Annotated in this window: 22 protein-coding genes; 10 read left to right on the plus strand and 12 right to left on the minus strand. The window is 71.8% G+C overall.

Annotation, left to right across the window (positions count from 1 at the left end; genetic code table 11):
• Positions 1 to 4: 4 nt before the first annotated feature.
• The 7 genes from HSO01S_RS15615 to HSO01S_RS15645 form a co-directional block, all read right to left on the minus strand.
• Positions 5 to 748 carry a hypothetical protein gene (locus tag HSO01S_RS15615; RefSeq protein ID WP_066043180.1) on the minus strand — a complete coding sequence of 248 codons (744 nt, stop codon included), beginning with the start codon at positions 746 to 748 and terminating at the stop codon, positions 5 to 7.
• Entirely contained in the window at positions 745 to 1797 is a 1053-nt protein-coding gene (locus HSO01S_RS15620; protein ID WP_066043181.1) for an LLM class flavin-dependent oxidoreductase, read from the minus strand. Before HSO01S_RS15620 ends, HSO01S_RS15615 begins: the two co-directional genes overlap by 4 nt.
• Positions 1794 to 2852: an ATP-grasp domain-containing protein gene (locus tag HSO01S_RS15625; RefSeq protein ID WP_245636030.1), complete on the minus strand. Its 1059-nt coding sequence runs from the start codon at positions 2850 to 2852 to the stop codon at positions 1794 to 1796. Before HSO01S_RS15625 ends, HSO01S_RS15620 begins: the two co-directional genes overlap by 4 nt.
• Before the next feature lie 34 nt (positions 2853 to 2886).
• Positions 2887 to 3735: an NAD(P)H-hydrate dehydratase gene (locus HSO01S_RS15630; RefSeq protein WP_066043262.1), complete on the minus strand. Its 849-nt coding sequence runs from the start codon at positions 3733 to 3735 to the stop codon at positions 2887 to 2889.
• A 91-nt stretch (positions 3736 to 3826) separates the two neighbouring features.
• Complete coding sequence (locus HSO01S_RS15635; protein ID WP_066043183.1) at positions 3827 to 4564, minus strand: histidine phosphatase family protein; 738 nt, start codon at positions 4562 to 4564, stop codon at positions 3827 to 3829.
• Positions 4565 to 4682: 118 nt separating this feature from the next.
• The gene (locus HSO01S_RS15640; RefSeq protein ID WP_066043184.1) at positions 4683 to 5702 is read right to left on the minus strand and encodes an LLM class flavin-dependent oxidoreductase; all 1020 of its coding nucleotides are present in this window, start codon (positions 5700 to 5702) and stop codon (positions 4683 to 4685) included.
• Between the two features lie 152 nt (positions 5703 to 5854).
• Positions 5855 to 6628: a hypothetical protein gene (locus HSO01S_RS15645; RefSeq protein WP_066043264.1), complete on the minus strand. Its 774-nt coding sequence runs from the start codon at positions 6626 to 6628 to the stop codon at positions 5855 to 5857.
• Between the two features lie 190 nt (positions 6629 to 6818).
• Between HSO01S_RS15645 and HSO01S_RS15650 the strand changes: the two genes are divergently transcribed.
• The 4 genes from HSO01S_RS15650 to HSO01S_RS15665 all read left to right on the plus strand — a co-directional run bounded on the left by HSO01S_RS15650 (position 6819) and on the right by HSO01S_RS15665 (position 11116).
• Positions 6819 to 8933 carry a DUF262 domain-containing protein gene (locus tag HSO01S_RS15650; RefSeq protein ID WP_066043185.1) on the plus strand — a complete coding sequence of 705 codons (2115 nt, stop codon included), beginning with the start codon at positions 6819 to 6821 and terminating at the stop codon, positions 8931 to 8933.
• 96 nt (positions 8934 to 9029) lie between these two features.
• Positions 9030 to 9755 carry a histidine phosphatase family protein gene (locus HSO01S_RS15655; protein ID WP_066043186.1) on the plus strand — a complete coding sequence of 242 codons (726 nt, stop codon included), beginning with the start codon at positions 9030 to 9032 and terminating at the stop codon, positions 9753 to 9755.
• A gap of 9 nt (positions 9756 to 9764) precedes the next feature.
• Positions 9765 to 10325 (plus strand): DUF3090 domain-containing protein, encoded by a 561-nt coding sequence (locus tag HSO01S_RS15660; RefSeq protein WP_066043187.1) that lies wholly within the window; start codon positions 9765 to 9767, stop codon positions 10323 to 10325.
• Complete coding sequence (locus HSO01S_RS15665) at positions 10325 to 11116, plus strand: SCO1664 family protein (protein WP_066043188.1); 792 nt, start codon at positions 10325 to 10327, stop codon at positions 11114 to 11116. The genes HSO01S_RS15660 and HSO01S_RS15665 overlap by 1 nt, the downstream gene beginning before the upstream one ends.
• Here HSO01S_RS15665 and HSO01S_RS15670 read toward each other — a convergent pair.
• Complete coding sequence (locus HSO01S_RS15670; RefSeq protein WP_066043189.1) at positions 11077 to 13104, minus strand: vWA domain-containing protein; 2028 nt, start codon at positions 13102 to 13104, stop codon at positions 11077 to 11079. The two genes, HSO01S_RS15665 and HSO01S_RS15670, sit on opposite strands and share 40 nt — an antisense overlap.
• An 11-nt stretch (positions 13105 to 13115) precedes the next feature.
• A complete protein-coding gene (locus HSO01S_RS15675) occupies positions 13116 to 14501 on the minus strand; it encodes a MoxR family ATPase (protein ID WP_066043190.1) in 1386 nt (461 codons plus the stop codon).
• Positions 14502 to 14687: 186 nt separating this feature from the next.
• Here HSO01S_RS15675 and HSO01S_RS15680 point away from each other — a divergent pair, with 186 nt between their 5' ends.
• Genes HSO01S_RS15680 through HSO01S_RS15695 form a run of 4 tightly spaced genes read left to right on the plus strand, consistent with a single transcriptional unit; the run spans position 14688 to position 16874 of the window.
• Complete coding sequence (locus HSO01S_RS15680) at positions 14688 to 15437, plus strand: alpha/beta fold hydrolase (protein WP_066043191.1); 750 nt, start codon at positions 14688 to 14690, stop codon at positions 15435 to 15437.
• Positions 15434 to 16126, plus strand: coding sequence for an esterase/lipase family protein (locus HSO01S_RS15685; RefSeq protein WP_157079111.1), 693 nt, complete (start codon positions 15434 to 15436; stop codon positions 16124 to 16126). The genes HSO01S_RS15680 and HSO01S_RS15685 overlap by 4 nt, the downstream gene beginning before the upstream one ends.
• 26 nt (positions 16127 to 16152) lie before the next feature.
• The gene (locus tag HSO01S_RS15690; protein ID WP_066043193.1) at positions 16153 to 16377 is read left to right on the plus strand and encodes a hypothetical protein; all 225 of its coding nucleotides are present in this window, start codon (positions 16153 to 16155) and stop codon (positions 16375 to 16377) included.
• An 11-nt stretch (positions 16378 to 16388) separates the two neighbouring features.
• The gene (locus HSO01S_RS15695) at positions 16389 to 16874 is read left to right on the plus strand and encodes a hypothetical protein (protein ID WP_066043195.1); all 486 of its coding nucleotides are present in this window, start codon (positions 16389 to 16391) and stop codon (positions 16872 to 16874) included.
• A 37-nt stretch (positions 16875 to 16911) separates the two neighbouring features.
• On the opposite strand, the gene HSO01S_RS15700 is transcribed toward HSO01S_RS15695, so the two are convergent.
• Together HSO01S_RS15700 and HSO01S_RS15705 are read right to left on the minus strand one after the other, a co-directional pair.
• Entirely contained in the window at positions 16912 to 17298 is a 387-nt protein-coding gene (locus HSO01S_RS15700; RefSeq protein ID WP_084361742.1) for an Hsp20/alpha crystallin family protein, read from the minus strand.
• Positions 17299 to 17379: 81 nt separating this feature from the next.
• Positions 17380 to 17943, minus strand: a complete 564-nt coding sequence (locus HSO01S_RS15705; protein WP_169799995.1) for a TetR/AcrR family transcriptional regulator — start codon at positions 17941 to 17943, stop codon at positions 17380 to 17382.
• Between the two features lie 143 nt (positions 17944 to 18086).
• On the opposite strand from HSO01S_RS15705, the gene HSO01S_RS15710 reads away from it, so the two are divergent.
• Both HSO01S_RS15710 and HSO01S_RS15715 read left to right on the plus strand, forming a co-directional pair.
• Entirely contained in the window at positions 18087 to 21764 is a 3678-nt protein-coding gene (locus HSO01S_RS15710; RefSeq protein WP_157079112.1) for a glycosyl hydrolase, read from the plus strand.
• Positions 21765 to 21896: 132 nt separating this feature from the next.
• Complete coding sequence (locus tag HSO01S_RS15715) at positions 21897 to 22367, plus strand: DUF8821 family protein (protein ID WP_066043203.1); 471 nt, start codon at positions 21897 to 21899, stop codon at positions 22365 to 22367.
• Between the two features lie 79 nt (positions 22368 to 22446).
• Here the strand turns inward: HSO01S_RS15715 and HSO01S_RS15720 are convergent, their stop codons facing one another.
• Entirely contained in the window at positions 22447 to 24624 is a 2178-nt protein-coding gene (locus HSO01S_RS15720; protein WP_066043205.1) for a glycoside hydrolase family 3 protein, read from the minus strand.
• Positions 24625 to 24743 lie beyond the last annotated feature (119 nt).

The raw sequence follows: 24743 nt of genomic DNA on the forward strand, positions 1-24743 counted from the left end.
GGGCTCAGCCCCACGCATCCTTCGGTGCCGACACCACGGTCACCGGCGTGTAGGCCCAGTGCGAGCCGTTGGCGTAGTGGCTGCTCGCCCACGGCGAGGCCCAGATCGCCGCCTCGATCTGCGAGGTCGGAGCCGACTCCATGAAGCCGGCCACGATGTCGCGGTACCCGGAGTTGCCGTGCAGGGCGTTGCCCACGTTCGCGGCGGCCGTCACCAGGTTGTCGTAGCTGCCGAGCCCCGACCCGCCGCCCGAGCCCCAGCCGTTGTTGAGCGGGTTGTTGCGCAGGTACCAGCTCTCCGGGCCGTTCTCCTGGCGCATCCACCGGAGCATCACGGTGATGTTCGAGTCGGTCATCGGGAAGCCGCCGAGCAGCAGCACGAGCTGCGCCCAGTCGCGGTTCGTGCTGCCGGCGGCGAGGGTCTGCACGCCGGGCGTCGAGGCGTACTCGTCGCGCGCGATCGCCGCCGCGACGGCGCCCTCGGAGACCGTCACCGACTGGGCGCCGACCATCGGCTGCCCGCCCGAGGTGCCGATCATCGGGGCGTCCGCCGACACGGACCCAGACGTCGAGGACGACCCCGCCTCCGCGTCGCCGGTCGAGACCATCGGGGGCGGGGCGAGCGCGGTCAGCGCCGCGAGTCCGAACACGGAGGCGCCGGCGAAGATCCCGAGAGCGGCCGACCAGGGTCGACGGCGGCCGGCGCCGCGGCCGGCGGCGCGTCGAGATCGCAGGAACAGGGAACTCATACGCCGGCTTCCGCCACCGCTCCCGCACCCGCGTGCACCAGAGGGATGACCTGATCGGCGAAGCGCCGCAGCTCGTCGAGGGCGGGCGAGAACTGCAGCAGCAGGGTGTCGACGCCGACGGCCTCGAACTCGCGGATCTTCGCGGCGACCTGCTCCGGCGTGCCGACGAAGCCCGGCCGCAGCCCGCGGTTCGACACCGAGTAGTCCCGGAGGTCGACCGGGGTGTCGAGCTGCGACTTCGACACGAAGTCCTGGTACGAGGCGTAGGCCGCGCCGTGGCGCACGTCCGTGATCCGGTCGAGTTCGGCGAGCGCCTCCTCCTCGGTGTCGCGCACGATCGCGTACGCGGCCATCCCGAAGTGCTCGAACGGCGGCCGGCCGAGTTCGGCCCGCCGGCGCTGCATGTCGGCGATCTTCGTGCCGAGCTCCTCGACCGTGCCGCCGTGGGTCACGTAGGCGTCGGCGAAGACCGAGATCGCCGCTCGCCCCGCCTCGCTCTCGCCGCCCGCGTAGACGAGCGGCTGCACGGCGGGCTTGGGCTCGAGGTAGGTGCCCTCGAGGCGGAAGTAGGTGCCGTCGTGGCTGTAGGGCGTCTGGGTCCAGAGCCCGCGCAGCACCTCGAGGTACTCGGTCGTGAGCGCGTACCGGTCGTCGTGCGCCCGGAACTCGACCCCGTACTGCCGGGCCTCCTCGGCCCACCAGGCCGAGACGACGTTGAGGGTGAGCCGGTCGCCCGCGATCTGCTGGATGGTCGTGGCCTGCTTCGCCGTGAGCGCCGGCGGGTGGTAGCTCGGCCGCAGCGCGACCATGATCTCGAGAGTCTCGGTGACCGCCGCGAGCGCGGCCGTCGTGGCCCAGGCATCCATCGTCGGGCCGTCGAACCCGCGGATGTCGTTGAGGTTGAGCTCGGGGATCAGCGTGAGGTCGAAGCCCGAGCGCTCCGCCGTCTGCGCGATCTCGGCCAGGTGGGCGAAGGTCAGCGGGGTGTCCTCGTCGTCGACGTTCCGCAGCCAGCCGCCGAAGACCGGGGTCCAGTAACCGAATCTCATGCCGGCACCGTCTCCACGTCGACGCGCGCCGCGAGCTCCCCGGCCAGGAAGGCGGCAAGCGCCCGGGCCGCGGGCCGCGCCGAGACGGCCTCGACGTCGGAGTTGTAGTTCGTGTTCGTGTTGATGTCGTACGGCATCAGGCGCCCGTCGGCGGTCTCGAAGAACTCGACCCCCGCGACCTCGATACCCTGCGCACCGAGGAACGCCTCGAGCCGGGCGATCAGCGGATGCGCGGCGTCGATGTCGTCGCGCTCCTGGAAGAGCGGGGCCGGCTCCGCGGCGTCACCGAGGCCGGGCACGGCGCAGGCGTCGGCCGGGCACAGCTCGAACGAGCCGGCGGAGGTGTCGACGCGCACGGCGTAGACGAAGCGGCCGCCGACGAACTCGGCGCGCGTCACGAACGGCGAGGCCGTGGTGACGTACTCCTGCAGCAGCGTGATGCCGTCGGCGGGCTCCTCGAAGTCGGGGCCGGAGACGTAGGCGTCGAACTCCTCGACGCTGTCGAAGCGGCGGACGCCGAGACCCTTGCCGCCCTGGTTGTGCTTCGTGATGAACGGGGTCGGCAGCTCGCGCGCCCGGCGCGAGAGGTCGGCGGTGCCGAACACCGCGATCGTCTCGGGCACGTCGAAGCCGGCCGCGCGGAGGGCGGCGTACTGCGCGGCCTTGCTGACCTCGAGCTCGACCACCCGGCTGCCGTTCACGACCCGGCGGCCCGAGGCCTCCAGCCAGCGCAGCACCGCGCGGGCGTAGTCCTTGGCGTGCTCCTGGCCGCGGGTGTGCGAGGAGGCACTGAGCCGCGACCAGAACACGCCCTCGGGCGGCTCGGCGCCCAGGTCGATCGAGCCGCCGGACAGCGACCACTCGTGGTGCTCGACGCCCTCGGCGTCCAGGGCCGCGGCCAGCGGCGGGATCCACTCGGGGTTGTCGTGCAGGATGTACACCGCGGGCGCCACGGGGGACGCGCCGACGGCCGGTGCCGCAGCATCCACAGCCGCAGCAGCCACGGGCGCGGCAGCAGTAGTCACAGCAGCAGCAGTCGAGTTCTCATCGCTCATCCTTCGATCGTACGACGCCCGGCTCACAGCGTTCTCAGCCGATCTCGACCAGCACCCGGGGCAGCTCCTCGAGCAGCTCACTGGCCAGGAAACCGAGCGGCCCCACCGCCACCGCCAGCCGGTCGCCCGCCGCCGCGTGGGCGTGCGTCGCCCAGACCGCGGCCTGCTCGCGCGAGGCGCCGCGGGCCGAGAGCCCGGCGATCGCTCCGGCCAGCACGTCACCGCTGCCCGAGGTGCCGAGGCCGCCGTGACCGGTGCCGATGCGCCAGAGCCGGCCGTCCGGATGCGCGACACGGGCCTGGCAGGAGACGACCGCGCCGTAGCGACGCGCGATCTCGAGCGTCGCGGCATCCAACTGGTCGTCGGAACCGGCGTCGAGCGGGTCGTCCTGCCCGAGCAGGGAGGCCGCCTCGCCCAGGTTCGGCGTGAGCACGAGCCGGCCGGAGAGCGCGTCCCGTGAGGGCGAGTCGGGAAGGGCGGCGAGCGCGTAGGCGTCGAGGAGCACGACCGCGTCCCCGCCCACCACCTCGGGCAGCCCAGCCACGAGCACCGCGGCCTGCTCGGCGTCGTCGAGGCCCGGCCCGACCAGAACCGCGTCGGCCTTGCTGAGGTCGTCGGCCGCCTCGTCGAGCCGCGAGCCGTCGATGTGGCCCGACGCCGTCTCGGGCAGCAGCACCACACCCGATTCGGGCAGCGCGACGGCCGCGGTGATCGCGACGCTCTCGGCGATGGCGACCGTCAAGCGTCCGGCGCCGACCCGCAGCGACGCCTCGGCGGCGAGCAGGGCCGCCCCGGGCGAGCGCTTGTCTCCGCCGACGACCACGATCTGGCCGCGGTCGTACTTCGAGGCTCCGGGCGAGGGCAGCGACCAGTCGCGCAGCATCAGCGGCGTGACGGTCTGCGGGGTCGACTCGCCGTCCGACGCGCTAGAGGTGGCAGCGGTGGCCGGCGCGTCAGACGTGTCGGCGTTCGGTTCAGTGGATGGCGGCATCGTGATCTCCCGGGTGCTCGGTGGCCTCGACGTCGAGCTCGTCGAGGTGCTCGTGCTCGGCGAACGCGGCGACCTGCCAGCGCCCCTCCCCGCTCGGCCGCACCAGGCGGGTGACCGAGGCATTCGTCACCACGTGGGTGAGGGAGAAGTCGAGCAGCTCGTCCTCGCTGAGCTCATCGCAGATGTAGAGGAACAGCATGATGACGGCGTCGTGCGCCACGACCAGCACGGTGCCGTCGTCGTCGGCATCCATGTCGTGCAGGAACGAGCGGATGCGGAGCGCGACATCCGCCCACGACTCTCCGCCCGGCGGCCGGTAGTAGAACTTGCCGAGCCACCGCCGGCGCGCGGCCTCGTCGGGGTGGAACTCCTCGACCCCCGCGGCGGTCAGCAGGTCGAGCACCCCGAGCTCGCGGTCGCGGAGCCGCTCGTCCACGCGCGTGCGCATCGTGATCCCGGCGGCCTCGAGCGCGATCGCGATGGTCTGGCGGGCGCGCAGGTACGACGAGCTCCACGAGGTCGTCGGGGCGCCGTAGTGCGCGTGCTCGGCGATCCAGCGCCCGAGCGCCGCGGCCTGCTGCTCGCCGGTCGGCGAGAGCGGCACGTCGGCGTCGCGCCAGTCGACCTCGATCGTGAGGTCGCCGGCCTCCTGCGCAGCCGTCGCGATCACGTTCGCCACGCTCTCGCCGTGCCGGACCAGCCACATCTCGGTCGCTCCCATGCCGACCACGCTATGACGGTCGCCGGGTTCCGCCACCCCCGGGTACAGACGGGCATCGGATGCCTACGGCGGGTCGGGACGGCCGGCCGATCAGCCGGGCCGCCTCACACGAGCCGGGTCAGGCGGCGGGCTTCCACCCCAGCGCCGGCCCGAGCGAGCCCGCGATGTCGGTCAGTAACTGCACGTAGTCGTCGCGCTCGAAGCTGAACGGCAGGGCGAAGGCGACCTCGTCGACCGCCTGGAACCCCGCATCCGCGTGCAGCTGCTCGGCGAGCTCGGCCGAGGAGCCGATCAGGTCGGCGGCGAAGAGCATCCGCTTCGGCCCCTGCGGCACGCCGACGCGGCCGCTCCGCGATTCGACGTAGGCGGCGTACTTCTCTTTCTGCGCAGCGGTGGCCGAATCGGTCGGGATCACCACGAGGCCCTGCGAGACCCGGGCCGCGGCGCCGGCCGGATGCACCGACCGGAACTCGTCGATCTGGGCGCGCTGGTTGGTCGCGAAGTCGTCGCCCTGCTCACCCGAGACGACGCTGCTGGTGAGGAGGTTGAAGTCGTTCTCCCCGGCCCAGCGGGCGGAGGAGAGACTGCCCGCCCCGTACCAGAGCCGCTCGGCCAGGCCCTCGGCGTGCGGCTCGACCCGGGAGGAGAACTCCTCGATGCCCTGACGGCCCTCGAAGTCGCTGACCCGGTCGCCGCGGAGGAACGAGCGCAGGCGCAGCAGGCGCTCGGCGCTCAGGTCCTCCTGCTCCCAGGTGCCGGGGTAGAGGGCCTCCTTGTAGCGATCGAAGTTCATCGGCGTGCCGACGCTGAAGCCGGGGTTGATCCGCCCGCCCGTGAGCACGTCGACGGTCGCCAGATCCTCCGCGAGGCGGAACGGGTTCTCGGCACCGAGCGGGGTGACCGCGGTGCCGAGCTCGATCCGGCTGGTGCGCTGGGAGGCGGCCGCCATCACGGCGATCGGGGACGAGATCCCGAACTGCAGATGGCGGTGCCGGAGCCACGCGCTGTCGAAGCCGAGCCGCTCCCCCAGCTCGATGATCTGCAGGGTGGTCTCGTGGCCGCCGGCCGGCTCGTCGCGGTCGAAGAGTCCGATGGTGAGGAAGCCGAGCTTCCGGAGCGGCTGGTCGCTGGTGGGCATGCTTCGACCCTAGACGCCGACGGGGCCGACGGGGCCGACCGAGTCGCGACCGCCCTGCGGACGCCGACGGGGCCGACCGAGTCGCGAGTAACCCTGAAGACGCCGAAGGGCCCCGGCCGAGACGACCGGGGCCCTTCAGAGGATGGGGAGGATCAGGCCTCGCTCATCACGGCCGTCTCGGCCTGGCCACGCGCGGCGAGCGCGGCGGCACGGGCGGCGAGGCGACGGGTCTGCTCGGCCTGGCCGGCGTCGAGCTCGTCCTGGGGCACCTCGAAGCTCTCGACGTGGTTCACGCCGTTGTACTTCTCGATGTAGGCGTCGAGCTCGGGGCCCGACTCCCACGAGGTGATCAGGCAGTAGCGGGGCTCGGCACCGGGGTGCGAGGCGGCGTGCCAGAGGCGCTGGGTGTCGACGATCAGCTGCGCGCCGGCGGGGAGTGCGATGCGCACCTCGCCCTCGGGGTCGGTGCGGTTGTGACGGAGGACGAAGTAGCTGTCCTTGTCGTCGGTGAGGTTGAAGAAGCCGCGCACAACCCAGCCGGTGCCGTCCGGGTTCAGGCGGTTGTTGTCGTCCTGGTGCAGGTTGTACAGCGCGTCGGCGTAGGTGTTCGGCTGCAGCTCGATCACGCGGCAGCGGCCGACGTTGGCGCCGGGCTCCTTGGCGCGGCGGGTGAGGTTGGGGGCCTTCGCGACCTGGGAGTCGATGAAGACGCCGTCCTTGTCGGTGCGCGGCGGCTTGTGGTTCCAGAAGCCGTTGCACTCGATCTCACCGAAGGCGCTCGCCAGAGGGGCGAAGCGCGTGTCGCCGGAGGACTTCCAGTCGTTGTACTCGATGTCGAGCCACTCCTTGGGGTCGAGCTCCTGGTTGTACTTGTCGAGGACGACGTAGCCGGTCTCTTCGAGAGCGGCAGAGGTGATGTAACCCATGACCGTGATCATGTCCTTTCGTCAAGGGCCAGCACGTTTTAACAGGCCCGAACTTAGGCAAGCCTACCTTGGGGTCCCTGAATAGGGCCTTAGGTCATACCGGGTGTGCGGGCGCGCCCAGGACGGCCCCACGAGCATCCATTAGACTCGGCGGCTGCGACACGGCCACGCGGAGGGCGAACCAGAGCACATGAGCACAGCCACGAACGTCGACGCCATCGCGGTCAACACGATCGCCTGGCTCGCGGCGCCCGAGACCACGATCGTGGTGCCGGTCTACCAGCGCCAGTACCGGTGGGACATCGGCGGCTGCGAACAGCTGCTCGGCGACATCCGCGCGGTCTCGGACACGGATGACCGGCACCGGCACTTCATCGGGTCGATCCTCTCCACCGGCGCCGATGCCGAGGACGACGCGGAGCTCGTGCTGATCGACGGTCAGCAGCGGATCACGACGCTGATGCTCCTCGTCGCCGCGCTCCGGCACACGGTCGGGGACAGCGATCCCGAACTCGCCGCCGAGCTCGAGCGCGTGCTCGTCCGGGCCTCCGACCCGACCCGCACGAAGCTCCGGCCGCACAAGGCCTGGGCGGAGGTCTTCGAGGACGTCGTGCTCGACCGGGCCGACGGCGGAGGCGACGCCGACGCCGACGGTAGAGGCGGACAGGATGGCCACGAGCCCGCCGGCTCGCGGCGTGCCCTCCGCGACTCGCGCTTCGACGACAACTACGCCTTCTTCCGCAGCCAGGTCGGCGCCGACGAGGTGCGCCGCATCTGGGCCGGGCTCCAGAAGCTCGAGCACGTGGCCATCACGCTCGGGCCGGATGCGAACGCGCAGCAGATCTTCGAGAGCCTCAACTCCACCGGGGAGCCGCTCCGCGACCACGAGCTGATCCACAACTACGTGCTGATGGGCCTCTCGCACGCCGAGCAGAGCGAGATCGAGGACGAGTACTGGCTGCCGATCGAGGCGAGCACGGGTGAGGCGATCGCCTCCTTCTGGCGGCACTACCTGGTGATGAAGACCGGCCGCGAGGTGATCGTCGTCGGCGAGCGCGGGGTCTACGACGCCTTCCGGCAGGAGTTCCCGCGCCTGGAGCTGGCGAGCCTGCGTGAGCACGCGGCCGAGTGGCGCGACTACGCCGGCGCCTACGCGGTCATCCTCGACCCGGCCCTCGAGCCCGACCCCGAGATCTCCCGGCAGCTGGCCTACCTCGGCACCTTCGGGCGCGGCATGGCGCCCCTCGTGATGCGCGCCTACCTCGAGTACCGGCGCAGCGAGGCGACGGCCGCCGATCTCGTCGGCCTGCTCGAGCTGCTGCAGTCGCTGCTGCTGCGCCGCGAGGTCTCGGGCCTCGGCAACGACCGGCTCGTGGCCCGGCTGACCCGCGCCCGCGAGCACGGCCACGAGGCCCTGGTGCGCGCGATCGGCCGCATCACCCCCTCGGATGAGCGCGTGCGGGTGGCCCTCAAGTACAGCGAGCTGCCGCACGCCGCGTACGTGCTGGACCGGATCGCGCGGGCCGCCGCCGAGGACGCAGCCGGCACCGACCTCGGCATCAACCCCGTCACCGACCTCGGCATCGACCTCGTGCTCGACCACGTCTTCCCGCTCGCCCCCTCCGACGCCTGGAGCGGCGACGGCCTTCGCGCCTGGGCCGAGTACACCGACGACGAGCAGAACAGCCACCGCGCCCTCGCGCAGACCCTCGGCAACCTCACCCTCGTCGAGGAGGCGCTGGCCGACCGCGCCCTCGAGGAGTCCTACCCCGGCAAGCGGGAGCTCTACGCCCGGAGCGGCGTCGGCATCACCCGCGAGCTCGCCGGCACCCCCGCCTGGGGCACCGCGGCGATCGCGGCGCGCACGGCCCGGCTGGCCGAGGTCTTCCTGCGGGTCTGGGCCCGGCCCGCCAAGGTCGTCATCGACGACGACAACCTCACCCCCGTGCTCGACGCCGTCAAGCGCCGCGGCTGGCCCCGCGGTTGGGAGCGGGAGTTCGAGTACGTCGAGTACCGCGGCGAGCACTGGGAGGTCTACGACGTCAAGTACCTCTTCAACCGCGTCTTCAAGCGCCTCTGGGCCGACTCGCGGGAGAGCGTGGTCGCCTTCAGCGCCCACCGCGGCGGCCCGATCTACGACGCGCAGTCGTGGAACGGGCAGTGGGACCAGCTCGACGAGACCCACTTCCTCTACATGGGCTGGGACTCGAAGTACATGCTGACCGCGGTGCAGGGCGTGCTCGAAGAGGCGGGCTTCGCCTCCGAGGTCTTCGTCAAGTACTCCTACTTCGGCGCGGTGATGTGACCCGGCCGGACCGAGCCCACCGACAGGGCCTCCCGACAGGGCATGCCGATCGGGCCTCCCGGCTGACCCTCCCGCCCGAGTGTCTAGGCTGACGTCATGGCCACAGTGATCCTCGTCCGGCACGGACGCACCACGGCGAACGCGTCGGGCGTGCTGGCCGGTCGCACGGCGGGGGTCGAGCTCGACACCCTCGGCCGCGAGCAGGCGGCACGTACGGCCGCGCGGCTCGCGGTGCTGCCGCTGGCCGCGGTCGTCACGAGCCCGCTCGAGCGGTGCCGGCAGACGGCCCGCATCGTCCTCGACGACGCCGGCGTGCATCCGGATGCGCCCGAGTTCATCGAGGAGGCGATCACCGAGTGCGACTACGGCGACTGGCAGGGCCGGAAGCTCGCCGAACTCGCCAAGGAGCCGCTCTGGTCGGTCGTGCAGACCCAGCCCTCGGCCGCCGTCTTCCCGGGCGGGGAGTCGCTGCAGGCCATGCAGGCGCGCTCGGTCGCCGCGATCCGGCGACTGGATGCCGCGTTCGAGGCCGAGCACGGCCCCTCCTCCGTCTGGGTCGCCGTCAGCCACGGCGACATCATCAAGTCGATCCTCGCCGACGCGCTCGGGATGCACCTCGACCTGTTCCAGCGGATCGACGTGAGCCCCGCATCCGTGTCCATCGTGCGCTACGGAGCCGGACGGCCCGTCGTGCACGCCACCAACACCGACTCGGGCGACCTGTCCTGGCTGCGGGCACCCGCCCCCGGCCCGGACGCGACGGTCGGCGGCGGGGCCGGACCTGGGTCCTCCCCCGATGCGGGCCCGGCGGACCGACCATAAAGTAGCGGTATGCCCACAATCCTCCACGAGTTCACCTGGCCGGACCGGGTCGTCGTCGGCACGGTCGGCCCTCCGGGCTCCCGCACGTTCTACCTGCAGGTGCGCACGCGCTCCCAGGTGGTCAGCGTCTCGCTCGAGAAGGAGCAGTCGGCCGTGCTCGCCGAGAAGATCGACGAGATCCTCGACGAGCTGATGGTCTCCGACGGCAACACCCACAGCGTCCCCGCGACGACCCCGGTCGAGCTCGTCGACAACGACCCGCTCGACCAGCCCGTCGACGAGCAGTTCCGCACCGGCGTGATGAGCCTGGGCTGGGATCCGTCGACCGCGCAGGTGGTGATCGAGGCCTACCCCTACGCCGAGACCGACGAGAACGAGTTCGGGGCCGATCTCGACCCTGAGGAGATCGAGCCGGCCGAGGTGCTGCTGGTCAGGATGCCGGTCGGCACGGCTCGCGCGTTCGCCAAGCGCACCCGCGAGATCGTCGGCGCGGGCCGACCGCTCTGCCCGCTCTGCGGAGAGCCGATCGATCCCGAAGGCCACATCTGCGCCCTCCCCGGCGACCTCTGATGGCCGCGGGCCCGGACAGCGACCTCGAGCAGGGTGACCTCCAGCGGGGGGACCTCGAGATCCTGGGCCGGATCCGCACCGCGTCCAACGCCACCTTCCTGGCCCGGATCGGCGAGGTCGAGGTGGTCTACAAGCCGATCTCGGGCGAGAAGCCGCTCTGGGACTTCCCGGACGGAGACCTGGCGCACCGCGAGGTCGCCGCGCGATTGGTCTCGGAGGCCCTGGGCTGGGACGTGGTGCCCGAGACCTGGCTCCGCGACGGGCCGCTCGGCGCCGGGATGGTGCAGCGCTGGCAGGACGTCGACCCCGAGCAGGAGGCGGTCGACCTGGTGCCCGTCGACGCGGTGCCGGATGCGGGCTGGCGGCTCGTCTTCGACGGCCACGACGACCACGACCGGCCGGTCGCCCTCATCCATGAGGACACCCCGGTGCTCCGCCGGATGGCGGTCTTCGACGTGGTCACGAACAACGCCGACCGCAAGGGCGGGCACGTGCTCGCGATGCCCGGCGGCCACCGCTACGGCGTCGACCACGGCCTCACCTTCCACGTCGAGCCGAAGCTCCGCACCGTGCTCTGGGGCTGGCTCGGCGACCCGCTCGACGACGACGAGCTCGCCGGGTTGGCACGACTGCAGGCCGCCCTCTCGGACGGCCTCGCCGACGAACTGACCGGCTACCTCACCGACGAGGAGATCGGGATGCTCGTGGAGCGCTGCAAGCGGCTCGCCGCGGCCGCCCGCTTCCCCTCGCCTCAGGGCCAGATGCCCGCGGTGCCCTGGCCGTTGTTCTGACCCGGTCGCGATGACCGCAGGTAGGAGTCGACCACGGCGGCGCTGAGGTCGTCAGCCTCGGGGGCGACGACCGAGCCGCCCACCCGCCTGGCCATCGAGTCGATGAAACGGGCGAGCCCGGGATCCTCGCCGAGCCGGAAGAACGTGGTCTTCGCGCCGAGCCGCATCGAGTTCTCGAGCTCGCGCACCGCGTACGCGATCGTCAGCGGCGCCGGCGGGTAGTCGAAGTAGACCTCCCCGTCGGGCTCGAGGTGCGAGGTCGGCTCGCCGTCGGTGACGATCAGCAGCACGGGCTGAGCGTTCGGATGCTTGCGGAAGTGGCGGTTCGCCAGCAGCAGCGCGTGGTGCAGATTCGTGCCCTTGTCCCACTTCGCCTCGAGGCCGACGAGGTGCTCGATCTCCATCACCTCGGCCGAGCGGCCGAAGCCGATCAGCTGCAGGTCGTCGCCACGGAACCGGCTGGTGATCAGCGTGTGCAGCGCGAGTGCGGTGCGCTTCATCGGCACCCAGCGGCCGTCCATCGCCATCGAGAACGAGGTGTCGACCAGCAGCGCCACGCAGGCCTGGGTGCGGGCCTCGGTCTCCTGCACCTCGACGTCGCCGATCTCGATCCGCACCCCGGGGCCGGTGCGCTCGGCCGACTCGCCGGCCGTGCGGGTGATCGCGTTCGTGATCGTGCGCGTGACCTCCCACGGCTCGGTGTCGCCGAAGGCCCACTCGCGGGTCGCGCCGGAGCGCTCGCCCGCGGCGCCCGCCTGCCGCACGTCGCGGTTGCCCTGCCGGCCCGAGAGCGACTCGGCGACATCCCGGAGCAGAGCCTTGCCGAGCTGGCGCATCGCCTTGGGGGTCAGCTTGAGCTGGCCGTCGACGCCGCGGCGCACGGTGCCGGAGTCGCGGAGCGCCTTCTCCAGGCGCTGCAGCGTCTGGGCATCCACCACCGCGTCGTCGCCGAGCTGGCGGGAGAGCCGGTCGAGGTCGAGATCGTCGAGCCGCGAGCCGGGGTACGACTGCGACAGCTGCTCGGCGAGCTGGTCGAGGTCGGCGAGATCCTGGAAGACGCCGGTGCCGTCGCCGAGACCGAGGCCCTCGTCGCCGTCCATCCGCTCGGCGCCACCCCAGTCCTCGCCCGGGCGGAGCGAGCGCAGGGCGCCGTCGAGCTCGGCCAGCTGCTCCATCAGCTCGGGCGACCCGAAGGCCTGCTGGGCGAGGGCGTCGAGCTCGGCGCGCTGCTCGGGGCTCATCGAGTTGCGCATCCGCTGCGCCGCTGCCGCCCGGGCCGCGAGGGCGTCGAGCAGCTCGTCGATGTCCTGCGGATCCTCGGGGAAGTAGTCGCCGTGCTCGGCCATGAACTGCTCGAACTGCTCGGGGGTGTCCTCGCCGCGCTTATGGGCGTCGAGCAGCGTGTTCAGGTCGGCGAGCATCTGGGCGATCGCCGCCCGGTCGTCGTCGGTGGCGTTCTCGAGGGCCGACTTCATGCCGGCGAAGCGCTGGTCGAGCATCTCGCGGCCGAGCAAGTCTTTGATCTTGTCGTAGTCCTCCTTGGCCTCCCGGCTCTTCCAGGAGTAGCCGGCCAGCTCGCTGACGGCGGCGGCGGGAGACGCGGGGAGGTTGGCGAGCTGCAGTTCGGCGAGCGCACGGTCGCCTTCGTCGAGCTCGACGTCGCGGGCCAGCTGCTTGCGCTCAGCGAGCACGGCCTTCTCCAGCAGCTCCCGGATCTCCTGGAGCGTGCCGTCGAGGTTGTGCTCCCGCGTCAGGTCGCGGCGGCGCTCCGCCACCCGGCGGGCGAGGTCGTCCAAGCCCGAGTGCTCGCGGCCGCCGCGGCGGAGGAACTCGCGGAGCGCCTGCTCGGGCGAGTACCCCGCCATCACCTCCTCGCCGATCGCGTCGAGCGCCTCGGCCAGGTCGACCGGGGGCGCGAGCGGGTCGGGCCCGTCGACGTACTTGCCGTACCGGGCGTCGCGGGTCAGCCGCCGGTTCGCTCTCGCCATGTCCTCGCCTCTCAGCCGTAGATCGTCTCGCCGCCGCCGGTCTCCTTGCTCACCCGGCGGGCGAGGTAGAGACCTTCGAGGGCGAGTTCGATGGCGCCGGCCCGTTCGCCGTCGTTCGTCGCGCCGAGCCGGGCGCAGATCTCGTCGTAGAGCTCGGACTCGCCGAGCGACGGGAGCCCGGCCAGGAAGTCGCGGGCCGCGACCTGCTCACCGGTCGTGACCAGGGCGCCGCTCTCGAGCGCTTCGACGAGGAGGGAGAAGTCGACGCCGCGGAAGTGGGCGCGCACGGCCTCGGCCGTCGCGGTGCGGAGCAGGTGGTCGAGGATCTCGTCCTCCCGCCCCTCCTCCCCCGACTCGAACTCGATCTTGCCGCCGAGCACGTCGACGGCGGTCTCGAGGTCGACGGGCCGGGCCACGGCCTCGGCCTCGCCCTGCCGGGTCGCGCGGTGGATGGCGGCGGCCGCGATCGTCTCGGCCCCCGCGATCGCGAACCGGGCGCTGACGCCGCTGCGCTGGTCGACGGCCGGGGAGTCGCGGAGCGCGCGGGTGAAGCGGGCGAGGATCTCGACCAGGTGGTCGGGCACCTCGGCCACGAGCTCGGCCTCCTGACGGATGACCGCGATCTCGTCGGCCAGCTCGGTCGGGTAGTGGGTGCGGATCTCGGCGCCGAACCTGTCCTTCAGCGGCGTGATGATCCGGCCACGGTTCGTGTAGTCCTCGGGGTTGGCGCTCGCGACCACGAGCACGTCCAGCGGCAGTCGCAGCACGTAGCCGCGGATCTGGATGTCGCGCTCCTCCATCACGTTGAGCATCGCGACCTGGATGCGCTCGGCCAGGTCGGGGAGCTCGTTGATCGCGACGATCCCACGGTGGCTCCGCGGGATCAGGCCGAAGTGGATGGTCTCGAGGTCGCCCAGGCTCCGCCCCTCGGCCACCTTCATCGGGTCGACGTCGCCGATCAGGTCGGCGACGCTCGTGTCCGGCGTCGCGAGCTTCTCGACGTAGCGCTCGTCTCGGTGCCGCCAGGCGATCGGGAGGTTCTCGCCCAGGGTCTCGGCCAGGCGCCGGCTCTGGCTGGTGATCGGCTCGTAGGGGTGCTCGCCGAGCTCGGAGCCGGCGATCACCGGCGTCCACTCGTCGAGGAGGCCCGGCAGGGTGCGGAGCAGCCGGGTCTTGCCCTGGCCGCGCTCGCCGAGAAGCACGATGTCGTGCCCGGCGATGAGCGCGCGCTCGAGCTGAGGGATGACGGTGGCCTCGAAGCCGTGCAGGCCCGGCCACGGGTCGCGCCCCTCGCGCAGGGCGTCGAGCAGGTTGTCTCTGATCTCGGCGCGCAGGGTCTTCTGCGTGTGCCCGGAGGCCCGGAGCTCGCCGACGGTGGATGCGGTAGGTCGATTCACCCGGCCACCGTAACCCCAGTTCGGCACCCCGCGGTCACGATCCCGAGAAGTTGGGGAAACCGTTCGGTTTCCACAGCCCCCGCGTGCACCCGACCTCGGCGGTGCCGCGCAGGGGAAGCCGCCGTTCTGCTGACATTCTGTCGCGCCGGACGAGCCGATCGGGGCGATCCGGACGATGCTGGAAGGATGACCGAGATCGACCGGCCCACCTCCGTGATCGTCCCCGGGATCGGGATGTCGCACCGGTACAGCTATCGGTTCACCCGTGCCCTCGCGGCCCACGGGCCGGTGCTCGCGCTCGACCTCAGCGGCTTCGCGGGCTTCCCCCTCTCTGCGCTCGCCGAGCAGCGGATGCGGGAGGGCGAGCTCCCCCCGATGTCCGTGCCGGACTACGCCGCCGAGGTGATCGCGTCGATCGAGAGCCGGCTGCGACCGCCGGAGGCCGGGGCCCCGCTCGGTCCCGTCGTGCTGATCGGGCACTCGATGGGCACGCAGATCGCCGCCGAGGTCGCGCGGCTCCGACCCGAGCTCGTCGACCGGCTCGTCCTCGTCGCGCCCGTCGTCGACCCGCGCCGCCGCACCGCCCGGCAGCAGGGAGCCGACCTGGTCAAGGACTTCCCGCGGGAGAAGCCGGGCGGCGCCGCCATCAACATGGCCGACTACCTGCGCACCGGGCAGAGGTACTTCGCCGCCGAGCTCGAGGCGATGCTCGCGTACCGGATCGACGAGGCGGTGCGGAGCATCCATTGCCCCGTTCTCGTCGTGCGGGGCGCGCGCGACCCGGTGGCGAGCCGGGAGTGGTGCGTCGAGCTCGCGGAAACGGCGCCGAACGGACGGTTCGTCGAAATACCCGGTGGCGCCCACATCGTGCAGCACGCCCGGGCCGATGCACTGGCCGACGAGGTCGCCGCGTTCCACAGGATCGGCGTGCGATGAACTCCCCCTGGCCCGACCGCGCCCGCTGGCTCGGCGAGGACTACCTGGCCGCCGTCCGCCTCCAGCTCGGAGGGATGGGTTCGCGGATCGACCCGCGGCGATACCGCACCGGCACGAAGCGGCCCTGCGTCGTCATCCCGGGCGTCTACGAGACCTGGCACTTCATGCGCGAGATCGTCGAGCACCTGCACGAGGCGGGTCATCCCGTCTTCGTGATCACCGACCTCCGGCACAACCGCCGACCGGTGATCGACACGGCCGAGCTCGTCGCCCGATTCATCGACGAGAACGGGCTCGACGACGTCTTCGTGGCTGCGCACAGCAAGGGCGGGCTGATCGGCAAGTACGCGATGATGAAGCTCGATCCCTCGCAGAAGCTCGTGCGGATGGTGGCGGTCGCCACCCCGTTCTCGGGCAGCCGCTACGCCGAGTGGGCGCCGAACCGCACCCTGAGGGCGTTCCGGGCGAGCGACCCGGTGACCACCCTGCTGGCGGCGGAGGATCTGGTGAACCAGCGGATCACCTCGATCTTCGGGCAGTTCGACCCGATGATCCCGGAGAGCAGCGTGCTGCCCGGGGCGAACAACATCGAGCTGCCAACCGGGGGGCACTTCCAGGTGCTGCGGCACCCGACGACGCTGGCGACGGTACTCGCCGAGGCCGCCGCGCCGCGGGAGGCCGTGCGCTGACGCCGCCTTCGGGGCAGGGTGGGAGCATGGTGAGCGACGACGACAAGGCGCAGCTGGGCAAGCGGATGAACGGCGAGCAGGATCCCCGGGATCCGGATGGCCTGCTGACCCTGGATGACCTCTCGGAGGAGGAGCGCACCGGAGGCGACGACGCCCGCGGCAAGCCCCGCGCCCCCGGCTCCCACGAACCCCCGCACGAGGCCATCCCGCGCGACCAGACGCCAAGCAGCCACCGGGGCACGCCCGAGTAGAGGATGCCGCGATGCCCCGCCGCCCGCACACCGGTGCGCTGGTGCTCGTGCTGGCCCTCGACCTGGCCGGCGTCGCGGCTATCACCGCAGTGGCTTCCCGTGACGCGGCATTGGTACCACCGTCGGGCGCGGCACCTGGCTCGGGTGCAGCTCCTGCCTCGGGCGCGGCACCTGCGCGGGGTGGCGCGGCAGCCGCTCCCGGCGGCCGCCGGAGCCGGGCCGCGCTGGCCGCCGCCGCATCCGCTGTCGGCTTCCTCACCTGGATCCCGGCGGCGATCGCCATCGGCATCCGGGCCCGCTCACCGCGCTCGCGTCGTGTGGAGGCGCGCGCCCGCCGTCTCGTCCACCTCGGCTGGACAACGAACACGGCCGGAACGCTCTCCGTCGCCGCTCTGGCCTCCTCGGCCGAGGGGCCCGGGTCGCGTCCGGCCGTGCTCGCCGGAGCGCTCGCGTTCGGCGGCGCTGCAGCCAGCGCCGCCTACCTCGAGCTGCTCTGAGCTACTCCGAACTGCTGCCGAGCGAGTCCCGACGAGGTCAGCTCGTCAACGTCCTCTGCTCGTCGGCTGCGGCCGTGCCCGCGGCCATCGCCGGCGACTCCGAGGCAGCCTGGCTCTGCACCTGGATCTTGCGCGGCTTCGCCCGCTCGCTGACCGGGATGATCACGCTCAGCACGCCGTTGTCGTAGCTCGCCGAGATCCCCGCCGTGTCGACGCCCTCGCCGATGCTGAACTGCCGCAGGTACGACCCGGCGGGCCGCTCCTGGGCGAGCCATTTCGCGCCCTCGGCGTTGCCGGCGGTGCGCTGCGCCCGAATGGTGAGCAGCTGGCCGTCGACGTCGATGTCGACCGATCCCGGGTCGACGCCCGGCAGGTCGGCGTTGAGCACGTACCGGTCGGCGTCGCGGTAGAGGTCGACGGGCATGACGCGGGCGCACTCCCCTCTCCCGAGTGCCAAGACCCCGAATCTCACAATCACCTCAGAACGACCGAGGCGCGATCCCCGTCACGGCCCGGTCAGCAGCCTCTGGAGCCCGCCGCCGTAGAGCGCGACCACGTCGGCGGTCGGCGCATCCATCAGAGAGCCGTCGTCGTACACGGTGAGGGCGGTCATCAGCCCGATCAGTTGCGCCGCGAACAGGTGGGCGCGCAGCTCGGCGTCCGGGCCGGGGAGCCGCTCGATCAGCGGAGTCGCGAACTGCTGCACGATCGACGAGCGCAGATGGTCCCGGATGTCGGAGCGCGCCGACGCGCGGATCGTGGCCCCGAACACCTCGAGCCCGTCCCGCCTATCCCGCAGCACCGATTCGACGACCCGCGGCCCCAGATCGGCGATCGGCCCGTCGAGCAACCGCTCCCACCGCTCCCCCGGATTCACCGCCTCGAGGAAGAGGTTCTCCTTCGAACCGAAGTGCCGCGTGATGAGGGCCGGGTTCACCTCGGCAGCGCTCGCGATGTCCCGGATGCCGACTGCGTCGTACCCGTCCGCACCGAAGAGGCGGGCCGCCGCCTCGAGGATGGATCGGCGCGCCCGAGCGGTGCGTTCGACGTTGGGAACGTGCTCGGTCACCGGTCTCATTCCGCCCAACTTTGTATACGACGTCTGCTTTCTTGCTAAGGTGCGATCGAACCCGGATCGCGACCCGCCCGTAGTCTTTCATCGAAGCGAGCGGCGGCGCCGAGGGTGAATCGTTTCAATGATGAAAGGACACCGTGACCTCCCGTCCCCTTCCCTCCGCCCCGCCGCGCCGGGGCCGTCGAGCGGCCGCCGTCGCCGTCGCGGCCTGCGTGCTCGCGGCTCCGCTCGCACCCGCGTTCGGCCAGGCAGCAGCCGCACCGGCAGCCGCCTCCACCACGACCACATCCGCGGCGCCAGCCGCCTCAGCCGCATCCCCCACCTCCGCCGCCTCCTCCTTCGCCGATCCCGCGGCCGACGTGCGCCCGATGTACCGCTACTGGCTGCCCCTCGCCTACGTCGACGACGACGTGCTGCGCGACGAACTCCGCGACATCGCGTCCGCCGGAGCGGGCGGGGTCGAGATCGCGCCCTTCGTGGTGCCGGGCGACGGCAACCAGAGCAACCCGTTCCTCGTGCAGTACGGCTGGGGCACGCCCACCTGGGCGCACAAGATGGAGGTCATCACCGGCGAGGCCGCCGAGCTCGGCCTCAGCGTCGACCAGAACCTCGGCCCGCAGTACCCGCCCACCGTCCCGACGCTCGACAGCTTCAACCAGCCCGAGGCCGAGCAGCAGCTGCTGTTCGCCGCCGAGTACCAGGCTGCCGGGGCGAGCCGGAGCGGAGCACTCCCGCAATCGGCGACCGCGGTGCCCTCGGTCACGACCGCCCTCTGCGAGCCCGCGACAGCGGGTGCCACACGGATCGGCGTCGCCTCCGTCGGAGGATTCGCCGTCGGAGACACCGTCACGATCGGCTCCGGCGCGACCGCCGAGAAGGTGTCGGTCACCGGGCTCGGCGACCGGCTCGCCGTGTGCGGTTCGCTCACCGTCTCCCCGCTGGCTCAGGCGCACGCCAACGGCGAACCCGTGGTCGACGTCGCCCGCACCACGCGCATCCGCACCCTCGTCGCCCAGTGCGCCGGACCCTGCGCGCCAGGCGGCACCGGTCCGGTGTCGCTCGTGCCCGAATCGGTCACCGACGTCACCGCGAGCGTCGTCGACGGTACGCTCGCCTATTCCTTCCCGGCCGGCAACGGCAACCCGTGGGTGCTGATCGACTTCACCCAGGCACCCTCCGGCCTGATCGCCCAGCGCGGCGGCTACACGGCCACGCAGCCGAACTACGTGGTCGACCACCTCGGCGAGGGCGGCGTCCGCATCCAGGCTGACTTCTGGGACGAGAACATCCTCACCGACACCGTGCAGGCGAACCTCGACCGCATCGGCCGCGGCGCGGTCTTCGAGGATTCGCTCGAGCTCGGAACCTCGCAGAAGTGGACCTGGGGCCTGCTCGACGCGTTCGCCGAGCGCCGCGGGTACGACCCGACGCTGCTGCTCCCGGCGCTGGCCGGCGCCGGCATCCAGGGCACCGCGACCCCCGCCTTCGACTTCGCAGGCAGCCTCGGCGAGAAGGTGCGCGACGACTACCGCCAGACCGTCAGCGACCTCTACGTCGACGAGTACGTCACGCCGATGCAGGCCTGGGCACGGTCGCACGGCCTCGACTTCCGCGTGCAGGCCTACGGCACCCCCATCGCCACGGGCACCGCCTCCTCGGCCGCGGGCATCCCCGAGGGCGAGTCGCTCAACTTCGGCAGCCCGAACCCGCTCGGTGCCGAGCAGGACTACCGGGTCGTCAGCGCCGGCGCCAACCTCGCCGGCAACGACGTCGTCTCGGTCGAGTGCTGCGCCGCCTTCCTCGGCGGGTACCGCTCGAGCGTCGCCGGCCCGAACGTCGGCGGCCAGTACGGCCAGGGCGGCGACGGAACCCAGGTGGGCGGCAAGTACTCCCAGGGCATCCTCGACAGCGTCTACAAGGCCTATGCCGGAGGCGTGAACCAGCTCGTCTGGCACGGCTACCCGTACCGCGACGCCCCGAAGGGGGTCGGCACCAGCGGCCGCGACGGCGGCACCTGGCCCGGTTACAACCCGTGGGACATCTTCGGCGCCCTCAATGTCAACGACGCCTTCGGACCCCGGCAGGCCAGCTGGGAGGACTACCACGCGATCAACGACAGCCTGGCCCGCACCCAGCTGATCCTGCGCGAAGGACAGAGCCGGCTCGACCTCGGCGTGTACTACGAGGATCTGGGGCTCGCCGGCAGCTCAGTGAGTGGCCAGCAGCCCGACCAGCACATGCTCGGCACCGACTCGGCGACCTCCGAGGCCGGCTACAGCTACGACTACGTCGCGCCCTCGCACCTGCTGCAGCCGGGCCTGGTCGCGGATGCCGACGGCGGGCTCTTCGGCGACACCGCCGACTACGACGCCGTCATCCTGAACGATCAGCGCACGATGTCGCTCCCCGCCGCCGAACGGATGCTCGCGCTGGCCCGCGAGGGCCTGCGGGTCTTCGTGGTGGGCACAGCCCCGACCGAGCCGACCGGGGCCGGCGACGACCCGGCCGCCCTCGCCACCGCGGTCACCGCACTGCTCGCGCAGCCCTCGGTGACCCGGGTGGCCGAGGCAGCCGATCTGCCGGCCGCCCTGGCGACGGCGGGCATCCGGCCCACGGTGACTCCCGAGGAGACGACAGATGCACTGGGCACCGTGCGCAGAGACGCCGGCGACACCACGTACGACTTCGTCTACAACCGGTCGGCCACCGAGGTCGCACAGAACCTGACCCTCTCCGGGTCGGGCCTGCCCTACTCGCTCGACACCTGGACCGGTGCGATCACCCCGATCGCGCAGTACACGGTGAGCGCCGACGGCTCCGCGGTCACGGTCCCGGTGCGGATCGCGCCCAACGACAAGACGGTCATCGCCCTCGTCGACCCGGCGACGGCGAACGCCGCGGGCAGCCCCTGGCCGGCGACCGCTGCCGTGCACGCCGTGCGGAGCGACGCCGCCGTGGTCGGCGGTGCCGAGCCGGGCACCCTGTCCCTCCGGGCGGAGTCGGACGGCGCGTTCGCGACCGAGCTCAGCGACGGGCGGAGCCTTACCTCCACCGTCGACGGCCTGCCCGCCGCGCGGGCGCTCGACGCCTGGAGCCTCCAGGCCCAGACCTGGGGCCCGGGCGAGAACGCCTACACGACGGTGAAGACGGATACGCCCTCGTTCGCCGTCCCGGCGACCGACGACGGGGAGCTGCCCGCGTGGTCGGAGCTGTCGGCCCCGGTCGACCTCACGAAGGCCTCCGGCATCGGCACCTACACGACCACGATCGACCTCGGCTCCGGCTGGACCGACGGCGACGGGGCGTACCTCGCGCTCGGCGACGTTCTCGACACGGCGCAGGTGCAGGTCAACGGGGTCTCCGTGCCGGTGAACCAGTCCGACCGCGACCGGATCGACCTGGGAGGCACGCTCCACGCGGGCACGAACACGATCACCGTGAGGGTCGCGACGACCATGTTCAACGCCGTACGGGCGACCGGTGACAGCAACTACCAGTTGCCCGCGGTGCAGCGCACGGGCCTCCTCGGCCCGGTGTCGCTGACCCCGTACCGCTCGGTGCAGCTCGCTGTCGCCGTGCCGACGCCCGAGCCGACGGACCCCGCCGGCACGCCGACGCCGAGCGCGACTCCGGGAACGGGATCAGGGGCGGATGGCGGCGGCGCCGGCGACGCCTCCCCCGCGTCGGCCGACCCGCACTCGGGCGACCTCGCCTCGACCGGTGCGGTCGTGCTGCCGATCCTCGCGGTCGCGGCCTTGCTCGCCGCTGCGGGCGGCTTCCTCCTGGTGCTGCGCCGGAGGAACAGCCGAGCCTGACCCGGGGCGCGCTCCGGCACCGTCAGCCGGAGCGCGCTCCACGCTCCCCCATCCCGGTATCGACCGCCGACCCCGCGCGCGCCATGATGGACCCGCGGCCACTGAGACCGCGGCAACGAGAGGATGCACGTCATGGCATACGAGGTCGACTTCGTCTCCGTCTCCCCCGTCGGGCTTGAGTCCTCGCCGGTCGTGGAGGCCCTCGCCGGCCTGCGCGCGAACGAGGCGCGGTACTTCAAGAACAAGTACGACCACACCTTCACGGTCGAGGCGGCCGACGAGCCCGCCGCGCGCGCGACCATCGACTGGGTGCACGGCATCCTGAAGGACGAGAAGGAGCTCGTGATCGCCTCCCCGCCGCTCGAGGCGACCGACTTCGAGGTCGAGTGCCTGCGGATGGCCTACGTCTTCTACGAGAGCGGCCTCTCGATCAACGTGATGTACGCGCTCGAGGAGGGCGGGAGGCGTGCGGTCGGCTTCAAGCTCTCGGACGGGATGGAGGTGCCGGACGAGCTGGTCGACCGGTTCAAGTTCGCCCGCCAGCGCTCGAAGCTGGCCGGCACCATCCGCGGCTCGTACTTTGTGATCAAGAAGGAGCACTGAGCCCGGGACTTCTGTCAACGAGAAAGAGGACCGGGCTGCCCCACGCAGCCCGGTCCCCTCTTATTCGATCTGCTCCGCGCTACGCGATCCGGCGCCGACGCACGACGCGCCAGACCAGAACCGCTCCGGCCGCCATCACGAAGGCTCCGACCGCGAGGATCGTGCCGGCCGGCAGACCGGTTGCAGCGAGCGCGCCGCTCCCGTCAGCAGCGACATCCGAGCCCGGGGTTCCGGGTGCCGGCGTCGTGGTCGGCGCGGGAGTGCCGGGCGTGCCGGCCGGGTCGGCGTACGAGAGCCCGGCCCGGTAGGCGAACAGCGGGTTCGCGGTGTCGTTCGGCACGTCGGCGAACTGGGCCTCGACCTCGGCCATGCTCGACGGCAGCTCGAAGGGCAGCGTGCCCTGGGGCTCCGCCGCACCGGTGAGCACGTTCAGCACGGCCTCGTCCGAGGCGCCGTACGCGGCGAGCACCGCATCCGAGTTCTCGAGCACGTTGCCGAGGATGAGCGGGCGCGACAGCTGGGGCACCGCGATGGTGAGCGCGCCGGCCGCGTGAGCGGTGGCGAGTGCCTGGAAGTCGGCCTCCTGACCGGTGAAGTCCAGGTCGGTGAGGTCGTCTCCACCACGCGGGTCCGTCAGTCGCACGATCGCGAGGTCGGCGGCGGCGGGGTCGGTGACCGGCACGAATCCGGCGGCCACAGCAGCCTCGGCCGTGATGCCCGAGAGGTACACGGTGCGGCCTGCGCCGGCGCCGAGCGGAAGGGCGTCACCCTCGTTCTCGAGCAGCGTCAGCGAGCGCTCCTGGGCGTCGAGGCCCACAGCGCGGGATGCGGCCGAACCCACGACCTCATCGGTCACGGCCGGGTCGACGTACGGGTTCTCGAACAGGCCCAGGTCGAACTTCTGCTCGAGCACGCGGGCAGCCGCCTCGGTGACCCGCGCGTCGCTCAGGTAGCCGAGGTTCACGGCGTCGACGACGTTCTGCGGCTTGTCGCTGCCGCCGATGATGTCCACACCGGCGTTGATCGCGCTGGCGTAGCGCTCGGGGAGCGTCAGGTTCTCGACGCCCCAGGGCATTCCCGCACCCCACGGTCCGACGAAGGATGCCGGCGGGCGCCGGTCGAGGCACTCCTGCGGGCAGTCGTTGGCGATGCCCCAGTCCGAGGTGATCACGCCGTCGAAGCCGTACTGGCCGCGCAGCAGATCCTGCAGCAGGAACTCGTTGTGGCCGGCTCCCACCTGCTCGAGCGGGGTGCCGTCGATCGAGAGGTTCTTCAGGATGGAGTAGGTCGGCATGATGCCGGCCGCGCCCGAGGCGAAGGCCCCCTCGTAGGGGATCACGTGCTCGGCGAAGTTGCCGCCGGGGAAGGTGGCGTAACGGCCGTAGTAGTAGTGGCTGTCGTAGCCGTTCTCCTGGGCGCCGTAGCCGACCCAGTGCTTGACGACCGTGGCGACGCTGTCCGGGCCGATGCCCTCGGTGCCGCCCTGCAGACCGGTGACGTAGGCCGCGACCTGACCCTTCGCATCCTCACCGACCGACCCGAAGGTGCCGTTGATGCGGGTCCAGCGCGGCTCGGTGGCGATGTCGGCCTGGGGCGAGAGGGCCTCGCGGATGCCGACGGCCGCGTACTCCTCGCGGATGATGTCGCCCATCTGCTGGGTGATCGCCGGGTCGTTCACGGCACCCATGCCGATCGCATCCGGGAACGGGGTGAAGTCGCCGTTGGAGACGGTCTGCCCCTCGGTCACGGTGAAGCCCGAGCGGGGATCGGTGCTGATCAACAGCGGGATGCCGAAGGGCTGGGCCTCGGCGAGCTGCTGGAGCTTGTTGTGCTCGTCCGCCAGCGTGACGGCGCCGACGCCGAGCCGCGAGATGTACGTGGTGATGTGCCCGTTCTGCAGGAACCCGTTGAACGAGTTCAGGTCGTACGTGCCCTGGCCGGTGAGGCTGGCGTGCATCAGCAGGCCGGCCTTCTGGGCGAGGTCGAGCCGGGCGACGAGGTCGGCCGCTCGGTCGGAGGACGACAGACGCCAGTCCTCGTAGGGGGTCAGGTCTCCGCTGCCGTCGAGGTCGCGGAACTGGAGTCCGTCCACCGAGATGATGTCGGCGGTGCGCGTGCCGAGGTCGGGCTGCGCGGGGGCGGCGGATGCCGGTGCGGCGAAGACTCCGCCGGCCAGCAGCGGCCCGGCGGCGACCGCCCCGATGATCCCGGCGCCGATGCTCCTGCGCCTGCCCTTCTGATGGACTCGTGACGCCATATTCACTCCTTTGTGTGACCGGTGAACCACTTACTGTGATCACAGGTAACTCTAAGGTGTCCCCCCATTGGGGTGTCAAGTCCAGAAATAGTCCTTAACGGACGTCAATCACCGCGCGA

Source organism: Herbiconiux solani NBRC 106740, from assembly GCF_001571005.1.
GTDB lineage: Bacteria > Actinomycetota > Actinomycetes > Actinomycetales > Microbacteriaceae > Herbiconiux > Herbiconiux solani.